At 69.4% G+C, this 14382-nt stretch carries 15 protein-coding genes; 4 read left to right on the top strand and 11 right to left on the bottom strand.

All coding sequences use genetic code 11. The features are described 5' to 3' along the window. The first annotated feature begins 119 nt into the window (after nt 1-119). A complete protein-coding gene (locus FB559_RS13560; RefSeq protein ID WP_221640010.1) occupies nt 120-1409 on the top strand; it encodes a VWA domain-containing protein in 1290 nt (429 codons plus the stop codon). 2 nt (nt 1410-1411) lie between these two features. Beyond that, nucleotides 1412-2227, top strand: coding sequence for a peptidase (locus FB559_RS13555; protein WP_141955947.1), 816 nt, complete (start codon nt 1412-1414; stop codon nt 2225-2227). A gap of 43 nt (nt 2228-2270) precedes the next feature. On the opposite strand, the gene FB559_RS13550 is transcribed toward FB559_RS13555, so the two are convergent. The 8 genes from FB559_RS13550 to FB559_RS43830 all read right to left on the bottom strand — a co-directional run bounded on the left by FB559_RS13550 (nt 2271) and on the right by FB559_RS43830 (nt 9834). Further along, nucleotides 2271-3509, bottom strand: a complete 1239-nt coding sequence (locus FB559_RS13550; RefSeq protein ID WP_185792189.1) for an MFS transporter — start codon at nt 3507-3509, stop codon at nt 2271-2273. Nucleotides 3510-3590: 81 nt separating this feature from the next. Further along, complete coding sequence (locus FB559_RS13545) at nt 3591-3851, bottom strand: hypothetical protein (RefSeq protein ID WP_141955945.1); 261 nt, start codon at nt 3849-3851, stop codon at nt 3591-3593. A gap of 139 nt (nt 3852-3990) precedes the next feature. Next, complete coding sequence (locus tag FB559_RS13540) at nt 3991-5106, bottom strand: fatty acid desaturase family protein (protein WP_141955944.1); 1116 nt, start codon at nt 5104-5106, stop codon at nt 3991-3993. 14 nt (nt 5107-5120) lie between these two features. After that, the gene (locus FB559_RS13535; RefSeq protein WP_185792188.1) at nt 5121-6212 is read right to left on the bottom strand and encodes a ferredoxin reductase; all 1092 of its coding nucleotides are present in this window, start codon (nt 6210-6212) and stop codon (nt 5121-5123) included. Between the two features lie 150 nt (nt 6213-6362). Continuing rightward, nucleotides 6363-6818: a universal stress protein gene (locus tag FB559_RS13530; RefSeq protein ID WP_141955943.1), complete on the bottom strand. Its 456-nt coding sequence runs from the start codon at nt 6816-6818 to the stop codon at nt 6363-6365. Between the two features lie 47 nt (nt 6819-6865). Beyond that, nucleotides 6866-7324 (bottom strand): DUF5994 family protein, encoded by a 459-nt coding sequence (locus tag FB559_RS13525; protein WP_141955942.1) that lies wholly within the window; start codon nt 7322-7324, stop codon nt 6866-6868. Between the two features lie 238 nt (nt 7325-7562). Next, nucleotides 7563-9533: an ATP-dependent zinc metalloprotease FtsH gene (gene ftsH, locus FB559_RS13520; RefSeq protein ID WP_141955941.1), complete on the bottom strand. Its 1971-nt coding sequence runs from the start codon at nt 9531-9533 to the stop codon at nt 7563-7565. Nucleotides 9534-9666: 133 nt separating this feature from the next. Continuing rightward, entirely contained in the window at nt 9667-9834 is a 168-nt protein-coding gene (locus FB559_RS43830; RefSeq protein WP_185792187.1) for an RGCVC family protein, read from the bottom strand. Nucleotides 9835-10113: 279 nt separating this feature from the next. Between FB559_RS43830 and FB559_RS13515 the strand changes: the two genes are divergently transcribed. Next, the gene (locus FB559_RS13515; protein WP_141955940.1) at nt 10114-11028 is read left to right on the top strand and encodes a LysR family transcriptional regulator; all 915 of its coding nucleotides are present in this window, start codon (nt 10114-10116) and stop codon (nt 11026-11028) included. A gap of 55 nt (nt 11029-11083) precedes the next feature. Here FB559_RS13515 and FB559_RS13510 read toward each other — a convergent pair whose 3' ends face one another. After that, nucleotides 11084-11491: an STAS domain-containing protein gene (locus FB559_RS13510; protein WP_246121562.1), complete on the bottom strand. Its 408-nt coding sequence runs from the start codon at nt 11489-11491 to the stop codon at nt 11084-11086. Nucleotides 11492-11935: 444 nt separating this feature from the next. Here FB559_RS13510 and FB559_RS13505 point away from each other — a divergent pair, with 444 nt between their 5' ends. Continuing rightward, on the top strand, nt 11936-12799 hold the full coding sequence (locus FB559_RS13505) for a slipin family protein (RefSeq protein ID WP_141955939.1): 864 nt from the start codon (nt 11936-11938) through the stop codon (nt 12797-12799). A gap of 63 nt (nt 12800-12862) precedes the next feature. Here FB559_RS13505 and FB559_RS13500 read toward each other — a convergent pair whose 3' ends face one another. Both FB559_RS13500 and FB559_RS13495 read right to left on the bottom strand, forming a co-directional pair. Beyond that, nucleotides 12863-13672 (bottom strand): ice-binding family protein, encoded by an 810-nt coding sequence (locus tag FB559_RS13500; protein WP_221640009.1) that lies wholly within the window; start codon nt 13670-13672, stop codon nt 12863-12865. 416 nt (nt 13673-14088) lie between these two features. Further along, the gene (locus FB559_RS13495) at nt 14089-14340 is read right to left on the bottom strand and encodes a hypothetical protein (RefSeq protein WP_141955937.1); all 252 of its coding nucleotides are present in this window, start codon (nt 14338-14340) and stop codon (nt 14089-14091) included. Nucleotides 14341-14382: the final 42 nt, after the last annotated feature.

The following is a 14382-nucleotide window of genomic DNA, read 5'->3' as shown; positions in this document are numbered from 1 at the left end:
GGAACGGCGGGGGCCGTGTTCCGCCGGGGACGGATCCGTCGCCGACGTGGTCTCGGCGGTAGCGGGAAGGGGCGAACGGCCGGTTAGGCAGTCCAACTCAAGATCATTAAGATCCACGGGTGATCATCAGGAACGGGCCGAAAATCGGTCTGCTCGTCGGCGTGCTGGCCGCTTTGGCGACGCTGAGCGCGCCGCCCGCCTCCGCCGGCGGATCGTCGGACCAGGAGGCCCCGAAGGTCGAGCTGGTGCTGGATTCCAGCGGCTCGATGCGCGCCACCGACATCGACGGCCGCAGCCGTATGTCGGTCGCCCAGCAGTCCTTCGGCGCGGTGGTGGACTCCCTACCCGACGAGACCCAGCTGGGCATCCGGGTCCTGGGCTCCCGTGTCTCCGCCTCCAGCAGCCAGGCCCTCGGCTGCCGGGACACGCAGCAGATCAGCCCCGTCGGCCCGGTCGACAAGGTCAGGGCCAAGGCCGCGATCGCCAGGTTGCGTCCCACCGGCTGGACCCCGATCGGCCTCGCCCTCCGCGGGGCCGCGGCCGACCTGGGCACCGGCGAGACCACCCGGCGGATCGTCCTCATCACCGACGGCGAGGACACCTGCGGGGTGCCCGGCCCCTGTGACGTGGCCAGGGAGCTCGCCGCCCGCGGCACCCACCTCGTGGTGGACACGCTCGGGCTCACCCTGGACGACAAGGTACGACGGCAGCTGACCTGCATCGCCGACGCCACCGGCGGCACCTACACCGCCGTCCAGCACCAGGCCGAGCTCACCGACCGTCTCGACCAGCTGGTCCACCGGGCACACGACACGTACCGCAGGACCCCGCGCCAGGTCGGCGGCAGCGACCGGTGCGCCAACGCTCCCATCCTGGCTCCCGGGGTCTACACCGACCGCGAACGCTTCGCCGAGCACCGCTGGTACCGGGTGGCGGTGTCGCCGGGGCAGGAACTGCGCGCCTCGGTGAGCGTCGCGCTCGACCGGAGCCTGAACCCGGACTACGGGGTGCTGCTGCGCGCGATCTCATCGAGCGGCCAGGAGATGGTGCGCGGAACCGACGCCGGCAGCGGGCGTACCGACGTGCTGTCCACCGGGCTGCGCTGGTCGGACCAGCAGCCGTCGGCATCACCCGAACCCTCGGCGTCGCCGGCGGCGGACGAGTCCGGTACGGGCCTGGTCTGCCTGGTGGTCAGCAACTCCTTCTCCATCCCCGCGGGCGTACGGACCACGCCCGGCATGCCCCTGGAGCTGACCGTCGGCGTGGTGCCCTCCTCGCCTGCGCCGGGCGGCCCGTCGCTGGGACGCGGCTGGTTGCTGTTGCTCGTACTCGCCGGAGCCGGCCTGCTCGGCGGCCTGGTCACCGGCTGGCTGGCCCGCTGGCGGATCGCCATCTGGAAGGACAACTGATCATGCGTGGCATTCTGCTCGCCGGCCTGCCCTTCACCGTGCTGTCCCTGGCCGCGGCGGCTCCGGCCGCCGCGGACGAGACCCCCTCACCGAGTCCCAGCAGTACGGTCAGCACCGCCGGTACGTCCTTCCTGACGGCGACCGCGGTGGAGCCCGGACAGCCCGTACGGGTGTCGGGGTCCACCGGCGACTACCTGTACTGGTCGTTCGACGCGGCGGCCGGCGAGACCGACCGGCTCGCCTTCACCATCACCCTGCCGCCCAGCGGGAGCCGGCACGGCCCGGCCACCTGGACCGTCGACGTCTTCGACGGACTGCGCCGGCGCCAGGCATGCGTGGCGGGCTCGCAGACGGCCACCGCGGCGGCCGGCGACGCGGCGGTCAAGCTCCACTGCCTGCTGCGCCAGGTCCGCTCCTGGGCCGACCCGTGGTCCGACGAGCCCCTGCCGGGCACCTACTACGTACGGCTGTCGGCGACCGGCCTGCCGGAGCAGGACCTCGGCCTGGCGGTCCGGACGGACCTGGCCATCACCGCGCGCAAGGGCGACCCCCAGCCGGACAACGCGAACCTCAAGGCCCCGCTGTCCCCGGCGGTCGATCCCGGAACCACGGTGGCGCCGCAGGCCGCCGGCCCGTCGTCGGATCCCTCGTCCGGCCCGTCGTCGGAGGCGGGGCCGTTGGAGCGGGCGAGTGGCTGGTTCTCCTGGCCGTCCACCCGGTGGTGGTGGACCATCGGCGGCGGCGCACTCGCCGCCGCCATGGGCGTCGCCGGCTACAGCCTGACCCGTCACCCCCGCCGCTGGTTCTCCTCACGCTGACCCGGCACGGCGGGAAGAGCCGCCTCCGGATCTGGCCGCGGTGTCATTCCTTCGCCGGGTCCGGCGCGGCCGAGTACTCGCGTACGTCGCGTACCGCCAGTGGTGCGAGGCTGACCGTCAGGTTCGCGAGCCCGGCGGCCAGCAGGGTGCCGCGCAGCCCCAAGTGCGCCGAGACCGGTCCGGCGAACATCAGCCCGAGGGGTTGTCCGAGGTAGGAACCGAACCACTCGTACGCACTGACCTTGGACAATGCGGTGGCCGGGACCTCTCGCTGAAGCACGGTCTCCCACAGGGGGTCGAAGACCATCAGGCCGACGCCGCCGAGGAACGCGCCCGCGGCGATGGGCACGACGGATGACGCCTGCGACATCACCAGTGAGGGGAGCGCGAACAGCGCTCCCACCAGTACCGCGAACCGCAGGGGCCGGTTCGGCCGCACGTTGAGGGCCACGACGCCGCCGGTGACGGCGCCGGCTCCGAACGCCGTGAGTACCACTCCCCACGCGCTGGCACCCCCGGCCAGGTAGCGCTCGCTGACCACCGGTCCGAGGACGGTGAAGGTCGTGGAGAGCATGTTGCTCACCGACGCCGCCAGGATGAGGCTCCAGGCCCAGGTACGTGCCGTCAGCTCACTCCAGCCCTCCCGCAGGTCCCGTACCAGGTGGAGGACCTCGCGTGGGCCGCGGGAGTCCGATAGCCGCAGCCGCGACAGGCATGCCGCGCTGAGGCCGAAGGTCGCGGCATCGGCCGCGATGGCCCAGGCCGAGCCCACGCTCAGGATCAGCAGCGTCGACACCAGCGGGCCCGCGACCATCGTCGCCGACTGCGACATGCCGCGCAGCGCGTTGGCGGCCTGCCGCAGCTCAGGCGGAGTGGTCTGCTGGACGAGCCCGGACACGGCGGGGGTGAACATCGCGCTCGCCGTGCCGTTCACGACTTGCAGGCACATGAGCTGCCAGACCTGGGAGTGTCCGCCCAGCAGCAGGATCGCCGTGGCGCCCTGACCCGTCAGCCGGGCCAGATCCGCGCCGATCATCACTCGATCGCGGGGCAGCCAGTCGGCGATCACGCCGCCGAGCAGCATGAACACCACGATGGGAACACTCCGCGCGCCCAGGACCAGCCCGATGTCACTCGCCGAGCCGGTCCGGTCGAGCACCGCGATGGAGACTGCGGGTAACGCCAGGTAGTCGCCGAAGGTCGAGAGGGTCTGCCCGGTGAAGAACCAGCGGAAGTCGCGCAGACGCAGGACTCGGAGTCGCGCGGCCGACGCGTCCTTCACCCTGGGGGACGTACGGCGTCTGTTCACCGGTTCAAGGGCGTGGTCCAGACAGTGGGTAATGACAAACGCCGAAATTATAGGTCAGAGATATTGGCCCGTCGCGGTGCCGTCGGTCTTCGACACGCGCATCGAGACGACGTTGGCCAGGTTGACGACGACGCCGTTCTCCTCGGGCTCGCGTTCGTACCTCGCCTCGTTCAGGACAAGGCTGCGGTGCTCGTCGATGGCATGGGCGACGGCTTCCAGCGCCTCGCGCTCCTCGCTGAAGTCTCTGCTCAGCACTGAGACGTCCTCACCGCCCACCGGGTGAAAACGCAAGATCAGTACGGTCTTGTCAGGCACGGCCGGTCCCTCCCTCAGCGGATCCAGGACGGTGCCCGCCGGGCCGGCCTCTGGGACCTGTCCGTGCTGCGTCGCTGTGGACCCGGACACTCCCCAGTCTGCCCCTGACCAGGGTTTCTGGACCAGGCCCGGGGGTGCCTCAGCCGACCGCGTGAAGGTCTGGGGCGGGTGGTGCCGCGCTTTCGGGCCGGTGGCGTCCTGTGCCGGGGAGGGCCAGGCGCAGGATGCGTTTGTAGACCGAGCTCGTCTGGCGGGCCAGTGTGCCGGAGTTGTACGGGAGTTCGAATCGTTCGCACAGGGCACGGACCCGTGAGGCGATCTCGGCGTAGCGGTTGCTCGGCAGGTCGGGGAACAGGTGGTGTTCGATCTGGTGGCTGAGGTTGCCGCTCATGAGATGGAGGAGCCGGCTCCCGTCGATGTTGCAGGAGCCGAGCAACTGGCGGACGTACCACTCGCCGCGGGTCTCGCCGGCGAGCTGGTCCTCGGTGAAGACCTCGGCGCCTTCGGGGAAGTGGCCGCAGAAGATGATCGTGTGCGCCCAGAGGTTGCGGGTCAGGTTCGCGGTGAGGTTGCCGGCCAGGACGGGCAGAAAGGCGGGACCGGCCAGCAGCGGAAACGCGAGGTAGTCCTTGACGATCTGGCGACGCACCTTGCCGGCGATGGCACGCAGCTGGGTCAGGGCCTCTGCCACGCTCTTGTCTCCGGACGGTATGCGTTCGACCTCCAGGTCGTACAGGGCGATGCCGTATTCGAAGGTCAGGGCGAGCAGCAGGTTGTAGATCGGCTGGAGAAGATAAACGGGGTGCCAGCGTTGCTCGGGGCTGACGCGCAGGAGCGAGTAGCCGATGTCGCGGTCCTTGCCGAGCACGTTCGTCCAGGTATGGTGGATGAAGTTGTGCGAGTGCTTCCACTGGTCGGCCGGGGAGGCGGTGTCCCACTCCCACGTCGTGGAGTGGATCTTCGGGTCGCGCATCCAGTCCCACTGCCCGTGCAGGACGTTGTGGCCGATCTCCATGTTCTCGAGGATCTTCGCGGCGGCGAGCGCCGCGGTCCCGGCGGCCCATGCGGGCGGTAGCCAGGAGGCGAACAGCAGCGCGCGGCCGCCCAGCTCCAGCTTCCGCTGGGCCGCGATTACGCCACGGATGTAGGCCGCGTCCCTGTCCCCGAGGCTCGCGGTGATCTCATCGCGGATTCTGTCCAGCTCACGCCCGAACTCCTCGACGTCGGCCCGGCTGGCAAGCGCGGTGGTCGACATGATCCTCCTCTGCGTCAAAGCTCGATCTGGACCGGGCCGGTGGCGGACGACACACAGGTCTGGACAAGGTCCCCCGCATCGCCGTGAACCTGACCGGTGCGCAGGTCACGAACCCTTCCCGCGGCGAGCCGCGCCACGCAGCTGTGGCAGATTCCCATCCGGCAGCCGCTCGGCATGACGACCCCCGCCTCCTCTCCGGCGACCAGCAGCGGCACGCCGCCGCCGGCGTCGGTCTCCCGGCCGCTCTTGGTGAACCGGACCCGGCCGCCGTCGCCCGGTGCCTCCGGTACGGCCGGACGAAAACGCTCGATGTGCAGCCGGTCTTCCAGGCCGGCCCACTGCTTCTGGACCTCCTCGAGCATTCCCGCAGGCCCGCAGACCCATGCCGTACGGTCGGCCCAGTCCGGGCACAAAGCGGGCAGGTCGGCAGGTCTGAGGCGCCCCTCGGCCCGCGTGTGGCGTTCGTACAGCCGCAGACTCGAGAATCGCGCCGCCAGGGCCCGGAGCTCCTCGCCGAAGATGGCCTCACCCGGTGCCGGTGCGGAGTGCAGGAGGACCACATCGGGCAGCGCGCCCTTCGCGGCCCCGCCGGTGAAGAGGGCGTGCAGCATCGCCCGTACGGGGGTGATGCCGCTGCCCGCCGTCAGGAACAGCAGGCGCGGCGGAGGCCGCTTGGGCAGCACGAACTCGCCGTCGGGCCCGGCCAGGCCGACGATCGTGCCAGGCGTGGCCCGGCGTACCAGGTAGCGCGAGACGAGCCCGCCGGGGACCGCCTTGACGGTGATCGTGATCCGCCCGTCGGGCCGCCCCGGCGGACAGGACAGCGAGTACGCCCGCCAGTGGCGTACCCCCTCGATGTCGACGCCGATCCCGGCCCACTGCCCCGGCCGGTGCCCGGCCCATGCGTGGCCGGGACGGATCACCAGCGTCGCCGCGTCCGGGGTCTCCGGGTGGATCGCCTCGATCCGGCCGCGCAGCTCCCGGCCGCACCAGAGCGGATTCACCAGCGCGAGATAGTCATCGGGCAGTAACGGCGTCGTCAACCGTTCGAAGGCGCCCGACAGTCCGCGCAGGACGGTCGTCCGGAGAGCGGAGGGCCCCGTCACCGGGCCGTCCTCCCGCGAAACGCCCGTGACCTGGGCCTCGACCGCCCACGTTCCGAGTCGCTCGGACCAGCCCCCATGATCCGGTGATACCCAGCCCGGAGTCCGCGCACGCGGTTCTCCGCGTGGCGGCGGCGGCCCGGGGCCTGCGTGTCAGGGCACGATGAGGACGGGGCACCTGGCGTGACGGGATACCTCGTCGGCGACGTTGGACCGGAAGAGCACCGACGGTGGGCCATCGCTACGTGAACCCAGGACGACCAGGTCCGCGTCCATCTCCCGTGCCTGGTCCAGTACGGCTCGTGGCACCGATCCCGGAGTGCTCTGCAGAAGGAGGCCCTCGGCGCGTACGCCCGCCGTGGTCAGGACCGCGGTGGCGTCGTCGACCATCCGCCGCGCCACGCTGCTCGCTTCGTTGCCCGCCGGTTCGCCGGCCAGTGCCTGGCTCGCGAGAACGCCCAGTATCGACGGCAGGGACGGGAAGTCCGCGGCCCGCACGTGCACGACGACGACCGCCGCGCCGGTCAGCGACGCCAGTTGCCGGGTCTGGTCCAGCACGTCCTCCGAGCTCGGCGTCCAGTCGATCGCGGCGAGGATTCGCTTGTACACAGGGGGGCCTTTCTCCTCGGACCTCGCGCCGCTCGGGCGTCAGCCGGTCAGTTCGGCAGCTCGATGCCGGCGGCGGCCAGGATCTCTTCGGGCGTGCCGCCGTGCGCGCCGGACGCCGCCCTCGCCAGCGCGGACTTCGCCTCGGCGGTTGATGCCTGGGGTGGCACGACCAGGAGCATGATGTGGTCCTGGGGGCCGCGGGTCGCGATGATCTTGTGGTTCACGTCGGCGAACCGGCCTATCCGCACCACGTGCCCATCGACCGCGATGCGGTGGGGGAGGTCGTCCCAGTCGCGGGCGTCGACGCCGAGCCGTACGATCACGCCGACCCGCGCGTTCAGCAGGGAGAGGAGGACCGGGAGCTCCGTCTCGGCGTCGCGGGAGCTCGGCCACCAGCCGCCGTCGACCACCCCTCGGCGCTTGAGCGTCGGATCCAGGCTGAGCCTCGACGCCGGCGGCAGGGCGGGAGAATGAACGTCCGTCTGAACGGTGACTACTGGTGCCATGACGTCGGCCCCGTCCTCGGCCCGGATAAGGGAACCGAATTTCATGCGCCCAGGACGACGTCAACTTGATCGTTGGCGTGCGAAATATCCTCAGTAATTCCCAGGATACATCAAAAAAGGTGTATTGATGGAGAATCCATTTGCCGCCCTGCCTGCGAGAACGCCTTGATCAATACGTCTATTTACCGCTCAGTGGCAAATGGGCGAAGACTATCCGTAAAACGACGACATCCCCATATCAGTTGCGGATGTTGCCGGTGCCGTCGGTTTCTGTGCGGGTGCTCGTCATCGCCGCGGCTCGCGGCGTACTCGGTCGTTCGTAGCCGTCGACGTGACCCGGGACTCCGATGGCCGTGGCCAGGTCCGAGCCGTCGATCGTCTCGCGTTCGAGGAGCAGGTCGATGACCCGGTGGAGCGCGTCGAGATGCTCGCTGATCAGCCTCGTGGCCGTGGCCTCCGCCTCCCGTAGCAGCCGGGCCACCTCCTGGTCGATGGAGCGTTGGGTCTCCTCGGCGTAGGGGCGGCCGGCGAAGGGGTTGTCGCGGCTCGGACCTTCCGGCCCGTAGCTGATGGGGCCGACCGCGGCCGAGAATCCCCACTCTCGCACCATGCGCGTCGCGAGTTCGGTGGCGGACAGGAGGTCGTTGGCCGCGCCGGTCGACGGCTCGGTGAGAACGACGATCTCCGCGGCGCGGCCACCCAGGCGTATGGCGAGTGAGTCGGTGAGGTGGCTCTCGGGATAGAGGTGGCGCTCGGACTCGGGAAGCTGTTCGGTCACGCCCAGGGCGGCACCGCGGGGGAGGATCGTGACCTTCGCGACGGGATCGGCGCGTGGCGAGAGTACGGCCACGAGCGCGTGGCCGGCCTCGTGGACGGCCACGGCGTGCTTCTCCTCGGGCAGCAACGCGTTGGAGGCGTCACGGCGGCCGATGAGGAGACGATCGCGGGCGGCGTCGAAGTCGGCGGCGCTGAGAACGCTCCGATCGTCTCGTACGGCGTTGATCGCCGCTTCGTTCACGAGGTTGGCGAGGTCGGCACCGGAGAACCCGGGCGTGCCACGGGAGATCACGTCGAGATCGACGTCGGGAGCGAGCGTCTTGCCCTTGCCATGTATGGCGAGGATCGCCGTGCGTTCGACGCGGTTGGGGAGGGGAATCTCCACCGTACGGTCGAAGCGCCCCGGCCGCAGCAGGGCCGCGTCGAGGATCTCGGCCCTGTTGGTCGCCGCCATGACCACGACGCTGGCGCCCGGCTCGAAGCCGTCCATGTCCGACAGCAGTTGGTTGAGGGTCTGCTCGCGTTCGTCGTTCGAGCCGAACCCGCCGGGGCCTCGCCGGCCTCCGATGGCGTCGATCTCGTCGATGAAGATGATCGCCGGGGCGCGTTTGCGTGCCTCGGCGAAGAGGTCGCGGACCCGGGAGGCGCCGACGCCGACGAACATCTCGACGAAGCTGGAGCCGCTGAGGGCGAAGAACGGGACACCGGCCTCGCCGGCGACGGCCCTGGCCAGCAGGGTCTTTCCGGTCCCGGGCGGTCCGACCATGAGCACGCCCTTCGGGCCGACCGCTCCGGCGCGCGCGTACCGCTTCGGATGCTTCAGGAAGTCCACGACCTCCATGACCTCGGCCTTGGAGCCCTCGTAACCGGCGATGTCCGCGAAATGCGTCGAGGGCCGCTCCTCGTCGTACACCTTGGCCTTCGACTTGCCGACGCCCATGATCCCGCCGATTCCGCCCATCTGCCGGGCGCCGCGGCGGCCGATCCAGACGAAGACACCGATGATGAAAAGGAAGGGCAGCAGCGAGAGAAGCACGCTCAGCACCGAGGATTTGGCGGGGCCGGTGCCCCTCACCTGAACCTTGTGCTGAACAAGGAGCGCGGACAGGGCGTCGTCGCCGAGCGCGGTCGGGATCTGGGACGTGTAGGCGACGCCGCCGCGGAGCTTGCCGCTCACCGAGCCCGTGGAGGTGATCGTCGCCGTTGAGACCTTGTCCGTCGTCACCTCGGTGACGAAGGCGGTGTAGGAGAAGTTCTGCGCGGACGTCTTCTTCGTGAGCGGGTTGAAGAAGAGTATGGCCACGAACGCCAGCGCGACCCCGAGCGGCAGGATCCACCTCCGCCAGCCTGGAGGCGAGGGCGGCGCGGGCGGCGGGACGGGTTCCTTCGGGGGACCGGGCCGTGCCGAGGCCGTGCGGTGAGCGACGCTCACGAGCGGTACCTGCTTCCTGGTCGGCCGACTGCCGTGAACGCTGGTTCTGTTGTTCGCCGTGAGGACAGGCTCCGGCGGCGGACCGCGGTGGTCACGTCCCCCGCCGCCGCGCGGTCTCCCTCGGCCGAGACCGTCAACGGGGCGGCGGCCCGGAGGTCACGACGCAGATGCAGCCCCGTTCCAGGTCACTCGAGGCGGTCGCCCGGCAGTAGCGGGCGGCGACAGGGTCGTGTTCGTCCATGGGATGCCCGCATGTGCACAGGGTGGTCAGCGGGGTCTCGAAGCGAGATTCCAATGTCATGAGGTCACCTGTCCAAACGGTCCATGCCCGAGACGCCAGGCGACGCCGCCGAAGATCATCTGCCGGTGGCAGGAGGGCAGGCGCGCACGAAGGTACATGTCAACAGCCAATCGCGATGTGACGCGAACGGAAACCACGAACCTGGTCAAGCCTCATCACGTGGGCTGATGACCGGAGAGACCGGCCGGCCGGCCCGAGAGTACGCAGGCCCTGAGGGTGCCGAACGCGGACCACGGTGGTATACGTGATTCTGGGCGGCGAGAGCGGGGGGTGGTGGGCGTGGAGCTTCGTCAGCTTCGCTACTTCGTGACCCTGGCCGAAGAACTCCACTTCGGCCGCGCGTCCGCGCGCGAGCACATCGTGCAGTCCGCGCTGAGCCAGCAACTACAGCGCCTCGAACGCGAGCTGGGCGTGCGCCTGCTCGAACGCAGCACCCACCACGTCGGCCTGACCACCGCCGGAGCGGCGTTCCTCGTCGAGGCCCGGCAGATCATCGCCCACGTCGACCGCGCCGCACGCGTGGCCCGAAGCGCCGCCGGCACCGCCCCCAGCCTGCGCGTCGGCATCATCGACGCCAGCTACGACTCGATGCCCCTGATCCTGCACGAGGTCCAGGCCCGCTATCCCGATCTGGTCATCCACCAGATCGAGGCCAGCGTCCCCGAGCAGTACCAGCGACTCCTCGACGGCCGCCTCGACGTCGGCATCGGACGAGCCGCACTCGCCCCCGCCGGCGTGGCCTCCCACCTGTTCCGCGATGACCCACTCGGCGTACTCGTCCCCGACGGCCATCGCTTCGCGTCCCTGGACGGCGTACCCGTCGCCACGCTCGCCGAAGAACCCCTCCTGCTCGCCGAAGACGCTCAAGCACCAGAATTCAACCAATTCGTCGTTGAAATGTGCCGGACCGCCGGATTCACCCCTGCCGTCTACGAAGGCACCGTCGAAAGCATCCGCGCCGCCGCCGCCCTCGTCGCCGCAGGACGATGCCTGTACTGCGTGCCCTCCTCCTGCATCTCCGCCCTCCCCGGAACCCTCTGGCGTCCCCTCATCGACCCGCCCTCCCACTACCCCTGGTCGATCCTGTGGCGAGCCACCGACACCACCGACCACGTACGCGCCATCACCACGTGCGCTCGAGCGATGTCACGCCGCCTGGGCTGGCTCGCGACCCCGGACCGGACGGCGGACTGAACGCGGCGGCCGTGGTCGACGGCAGGGAGCGGCGCACGCGGAGTCCCTCGTGTCGCTACCGGCAGGCTCGTACACGTGGCTGCGGCCGCCTGTCACGCGCACCGTGCCAGGTCAGCGGCGCGGGGTAGATCGACAGGACCCGATCCATCCCGTTGATGTAGACCAGCCTGGCGACCCGGGGACGGAGAGCGGTCAGACGGAGGGTGACGCCGAGCGTCGTCGCGTGGCGGTGGCTGCCGACCAGCATGCCCAGTCCTGACGCGTCGCAGAACGGGACGCCGGACAGATCGAGGATGACCAGAGCCGAGCCGCGTCGCAGCAGGCCGAACAGGCGTTCGCGCAGTCCGGGAGCGGTGGCGACGTCGATCTCACCGCGCAGCTTGACGAGTGTGTGGGCCGATCCGTAGAAGACGGACAGCTCCACGTCATCCCGGGAGCCAGTGGGTTCCTCGGTGGTACGCACGGCGGTGATCTCCGATCCTCGATCGTCACCTGATACTCACCGTGCCGTCGCGGCTCCGGCCGTCGGGCCGGAGAAGCCAAGGGGAGCGACCACCCGCGAGGTGCGGGCGCCGGGCTCGGTTGCGGTCACCTATGACCCAACATTCTCCGTGCCGAGGCGGAAACAGCCGATCTGGGAAGGGCCGATCACCATAACCGATAGCCGCCTCGGACCGGCTCGAGGCGCCTGCCTCGCCGGACGCGAGACGGTGATCGGCTGCGGTGATCGGTTCAGCGCGGATCGCCTGTTTCCCCGAGTGGCCCGACAGGGGTTGTCTCAGGGTGCACGAGTACGACGGCTTGGTGCTCCGTTGGGGGGACGGACCTGCGGCGGGCCGGTCCGTGTGGCCGGCCCGCCGCAGGTCCGGTACCGCGCACTCATTCACACGTCGATCGGAGCGTTCCGGTGAAGGTCCTGATAGTTGTCGTCATCATCGCGGCGGTGGTCCTGCTGCTGGTGCTCGCGCTGGCGGTGCGCATCGTCAAGCAGTACGAGCAGGGGGTGTTGTTCCGGCTCGGCCGGGTGCGGGGGGCACGAGAACCCGGTCTGCGGCTGATCATCCCGCTGGTCGACGTCATGCGCCGGGTCTCGATGCGGATCGTCACGATGCCGATCCAGTCCCAGGGGATCATCACCCGCGACAACGTCAGCGTCGACGTGTCCGCGGTGGCCTACTTCCGGGTGGTCGACTCCGTGAAGTCGGTCGTGGCGATCGAGAACGTCCGCGCCGCCATCGACCAGATCGCCCAGACCACCCTGCGGAAGGTGGTCGGTCAGCACACCTTGGACCAGACTCTGTCCGAGACCGACCGCATCAACCTGGACATCCGCGAGATCCTCGACGTGACCACGGTCGGCTGGGGCATCGAGGTCAGCCTGGTGGAGCTGAAGGACATTCAGCTGCCCGAGAGCATGAAGCGCGCCATGGCCCGCCAGGCCGAGGCCGAACGCGAGAAGCGCGCCAAGATCATCAGTGCCGAGGGCGAGTCGATGGCCGCCGCGGCGCTGGGCGACGCCTCGGACACGATGATGGCGCACCCGCTGGCGCTGCAACTGCGCAACCTGCAGAGCCTGGTCGAGATCGGCGTGGACAAGAACACCACGGTGGTCTTCCCCGCGCCGCTGATGACCACGATCGCCGAACTCGGAACCTTCCTGGCTCGCGAGCAGACCGCTGCGGCCCCCTTGATCACGCCCAACGGTGACGGTCCGGGCAACGCGATGCCATCGGCGGACGGACCGCCTCACGCCTCGCCGAACGGTACTTAGCAGCGAAACGCCTCCGTCCGGAACGGGGACGGAGGCGTTCGCGCCGTGAGCGTTGTCAGCCGGTCATCGGATGAACGCGTGCGTCCGGCCGAGCGGCAGGCGCGCGAGCCTGTCGTAGCTGCTGGTGATGTCGCTCGTGTGTCCGTCACTGTTCTGGTTGAGGTTGACGTTCGTGCCGTTGTCCTGGTGGCTGAACGCCTGCTGGTCCTCGTCCTCGTTGTTCGCGACGTTGGCCGTGTTCGTCGGACTCGGTGTGGGGCCGGGCGCGCAGTCCGGCGACCTCGTGATGGTGTCGGTGTCGAGCGTGACCGCCCCGTTGCGGGCCAGCGTCCGTCCGTCGACCGTCACTCCGGTCGTCACGGTGATGGACGTCAGGGCGAGAATGTTGCCGGCGAAGCTGGAGCCGGTGCCCAGAGTGGCGGAGCTCCCGATCTGCCAGAACACGTTGCAGGACCTGGCCCCGTTGATGAGGTTGACGACGCTGCCCGACGCGGTGGTGAGCGCGGAGCCCACCTGGAAGATGAAGACGGCGTTGGGATCACCTTGGGCGTCGAGAGTGACGGTGCCGGTGAGACCAACAGCGGCTGCGGCGTTGTAGACGCCCGGCGTGAACGTCAGCCCGCCGATCGCGGCCGGAAGGGCCCCGGTCGGGGTACGGCCGGCCGCGTCGTTGTAGGCCGCGGTCAGGTCGAGCTGGGCCTGGGCCGCGGTGGCATCTGCCGCGTGAATGGTCCCGATCACCACGCCGGGAGGGAACCCGGTGACCGCACTGCCCGGACTCACCCCCAGGTCCCCGGTCACGACGGTGGGCCCGGTATTGGTGACCGTCGTGCCGGCCAGGACCGCGAAGGCGGCGGCCGTTCCGAGGTTCACCGGCGCCGTTGCGGCACGTGCGGTGGATTGCCTGACGGCAAAGACGGACATTACAGCTATGAGTGCGATAGTAGTCGCAATACCTACCGCAAAAAGTGAATAGCGGACAGTCTTGTTGAAGTCGTTAATGATATTAGATCGCATATCAAGTCTTTTCGTGGTTGTGGCGTCTGTCTGGCTGGTGGTGCCTGGTGATGCTGTTTTGCCCGGCGCGAGGCAGAGACGAATCTCGGGCATTGGCAAAGAACACCGGCTCCGTACACACAGACCGGATTGAGCGCATTCCGCACGTTTAATGCTGACCGATACCGCGATGGGTCACTGGGGATTTGAAACGGCCTTTGGCGAGCCTTTCGCGCACGACGGCGTCTCGGCGATCGGCCGTTGTATCGCCTGAACCGCCTGCACGTCGTCCGTTATTCGTTGCGCAGGGAAATTCCGTCGGTCTCGGCGATGCTGTTCGCCTCGATGGCCCGTAGGCCTTCGCCGAGGCGTTCGCGGGCCTGGCGCAAAAGCATGAGCGAGTTGGTGGACGTGCTCTGCTCGGCAGCGCGTTCCGGGTCGGCCCCATGCTCCTCAACGAGATGTGCCTGCAGGGCCGCGGCGACCTCGTCGACCGCCTTGAGCGCCTGGTAGATGGCTCGTTCCCGCGCACTGTCGTTGACCATGCGGCAAGTATCCCGTGAGCCGGCCGTATCTCCCAGCCCATC

It is taken from the genome of Actinoallomurus bryophytorum, from assembly GCF_006716425.1.
Taxonomy (GTDB): domain Bacteria; phylum Actinomycetota; class Actinomycetes; order Streptosporangiales; family Streptosporangiaceae; genus Actinoallomurus; species Actinoallomurus bryophytorum.
This window is presented reverse-complemented; position numbering and strand designations above follow the sequence as displayed.

Coding starts and splice junctions, on each gene's coding strand:
- FB559_RS13555 (WP_141955947.1), top strand. CDS start 1,412: ATGCGTGGCATTCTGCTCGCCGGCCTGCCCTTCACCGTGCTGTCCCTG.
- FB559_RS13540 (WP_141955944.1), bottom strand. CDS start 5,106: ATGTCGACCACCGCGCTTGCCAGCCGGGCCGACGTCGAGGAGTTCGGG.
- FB559_RS13525 (WP_141955942.1), bottom strand. CDS start 7,324: ATGGCACCAGTAGTCACCGTTCAGACGGACGTTCATTCTCCCGCCCTG.
- FB559_RS43830 (WP_185792187.1), bottom strand. CDS start 9,834: ATGACATTGGAATCTCGCTTCGAGACCCCGCTGACCACCCTGTGCACA.
- FB559_RS13495 (WP_141955937.1), bottom strand. CDS start 14,340: ATGGTCAACGACAGTGCGCGGGAACGAGCCATCTACCAGGCGCTCAAG.